Genomic DNA, 2,434 nt, shown 5'->3' with positions numbered 1-2,434 from the left:
TGCAGTGTTTTCGACTCGTTAAGAGTCGCATGATAAATCGAAAGCAGCAAACAATTACCGACCTTCATGGTTCTCCCAGAAATTTTAGCGTGGTTCAAACGTGCTGTTTCCGCTCAACCGGGAAATCTGTATCGAGGATTCTTCTATGAAGATCGACTACCGCTTGTGTCAAGGCTTCTTCTGTATGGCGGCTGCTGATGCTCTTGCACACCCGCTCAATGAGCAGTCCGATAAAAGCAGTCAGCAGGGTGATCGTCGCAGTCACTGTCCCACGTGAGCGCGAAACATTGAAGTCCCCCGCCCGTTTCCCCATGCTTTCTTCAGCGTTGGCCGTGACGTGCCGGAAGACCTCCCTGCCAAACGTGGGAGTGTCTTTTCCGTCCGCGCCCGGGCCGGAAGGTTTCGTGCGTCCCACCCGCGAACAGCTCATCAAATGAACTTTTACCGAAAAAAGCTCTTGCAAACGTTTGTGCAGTCACAACGGGCATGATGATCCTATTCTGTGATCGACGTAAGAGTCGCCCGGAAGACTCTCCGACATTCAAAGTTGCTTACTAGCGCCGGCCCGACACGAGTCCAGACCAGGTACGGGCACTCGGGCCGTACCCGGCAGAGCTCCGGGCACACAGACGCCAGACGCAATTCACGCGCCCGAAACCGAAAAGAGGCGTTCAGCTTGAACGATACGCAGTAGCCAAACGATACGCAGCATCCACACTATCGCGGGCGGCCTTCCGGTTCCCTTCAGGTAGCGCCCAGACTTGGCCGGAGAGCCTTGCCAAGGGCAGGGGTTGATCTTTGACGTCGAGTTCCTGAACCGCCGCCAGCACACCATCGAAGGCAGCCTGCCGGTTTTCTGAAGATAGAACCCAGATTTGGCTAGCGAGCGCGTCCAGGGACGCGCCTCGATCGGTCACGTAGAGTTCGCGAACAGCCGCTAGCACACCATCGAAGGCGGTCCACTGGGGCCCAGGAGGTAGGAAGATGATCCGGCCGACGAGTATATTCAGGAGCGTCTGCCGAGCGGCCCCATCGAGGTCGCGAACGGCCACCAGCAGACTCCCGAAGGCGGTCGACCGGTCTTCTTCAGGCAGTTGTGCGATCCGGTCGACGAGCGTCTTCAGGGGCGTCTCCCGCTCCCTTGCCGGAAGCAACTGGATGCGCTGGAGGAGTGCCGCGCCGTCGGGCTCCCACCGCTCCACGCGTGCTGCGCTATGTCGCAACGTATCGGGCGTGTGATGATGAACATCATCGCCCGCGAACGGTTGGTTAACGTTTTCCAGGCGCGCTCTTAAATCCTTAAGCGTCACACCGTCGATCGGCTCAAACTCATGAGCACCCAACGTAATCTTCAGCCGATTGAGCCCTGCATGAAGCTTATAGGAAACCGTCAGCTCTTGACCATCAACCTGCACGGAAACCGAGTCTGCACCTGGATTCGCCTGGATCTGCTCACGGAGGAGCTTGAGGGTTTCTTCGACAGCGGCTTTTTTCAGATCCATTTTGTGGGATTTGACAAGGGCATAAATCCCGAACGTCAGTATCGAAAGAACCAGGTCCCCGGCTCCTCCCGCATTACCGAACTTCGCCCCCCGCATGACCATATCCGCGAATCCGGTCTTTTCATCATGAAGACCAAACGTGTTGAAAACTCTCGAGAACGTATTCGTTGTGACTACTGGCATAGTGATAGTGTAGGTAGGCGATACTTCTGAATCAAGATAAGGCAACAGGGCACGCATGCGGGCTGATGAACCGTGGAAATCCAATCGCAAGGGCCAGGAGAACGCGCTCACATTGTCTGACCGCCCCCTGCGGAACACTTTTTAAAAATATCCTTTTCCGCCCCGATACAGGCCTGGTGGTAGTGGGAATCGAACCCGCATCCAGCTCTGAAAGTGGAACCGTGACATTGCCCAAGAATTTATATATTGACGCATGCGCCACCATCGGTCTTTCGTAAAAATGTCCATTTTTACTTTCCCGATTCGCTACTTTCCGCGCATATGCACATCGCTTCCAGGAATTTACTGGCGCTCCATCGCCAGGCCAGTCATCGCGTGCTAACGTAGCCCGGTTCTTCGCGCTCGCGCACCAAAAAAACCCTCCGGGGATGGAGGGCTGAGTTCATATCTGAGGGAGATATGAGGAGACGAGGCAATCACTAAAAATCACGGGGCGATGCATCATGCGTCGCTGGCAGCGATTCTATCGCGCGAAGATTAGCCTGTGATGAGCGCAGACAAGGGTGGAGAATGCCCATTCTGCATGTCGTGTGACAGCTGTGAACGGTTGACCTGATCGGCATTGGCTTTGTCCGGATGGGTACGAGTTCCCGTGCTGCGGACGCGACTATCCATTTTTAACGCAAACGCACCTACCAAACGAGTTCCACAGGTTCACGAGGTTGGCGATGAGGACACCTTCACCTGTA

At 55.4% G+C, this 2,434-nt stretch carries 2 protein-coding genes; both read right to left on the bottom strand.

Features of this window, described 5'->3' with window-relative positions:
* Positions 1–94: 94 nt before the first annotated feature.
* Positions 95–463: a hypothetical protein gene (locus P0D80_RS49545; RefSeq protein WP_408295905.1), complete on the bottom strand. Its 369-nt coding sequence runs from the start codon at positions 461–463 to the stop codon at positions 95–97.
* A 208-nt stretch (positions 464–671) separates the two neighbouring features.
* Positions 672–1,796, bottom strand: coding sequence for a hypothetical protein (locus tag P0D80_RS49540; protein ID WP_408295902.1), 1,125 nt, complete (start codon positions 1,794–1,796; stop codon positions 672–674).
* Between the last annotated feature and the right edge of the window lie 638 nt (positions 1,797–2,434).

Origin of the sequence: Paraburkholderia sp. RL17-373-BIF-A (genome assembly GCF_046030175.1) — a bacterium.
GTDB lineage: Bacteria > Pseudomonadota > Gammaproteobacteria > Burkholderiales > Burkholderiaceae > Paraburkholderia.
The sequence above is the reverse complement of the archived record's forward strand: the minus strand, read 5'-3'. Positions and strand labels throughout refer to the sequence as shown.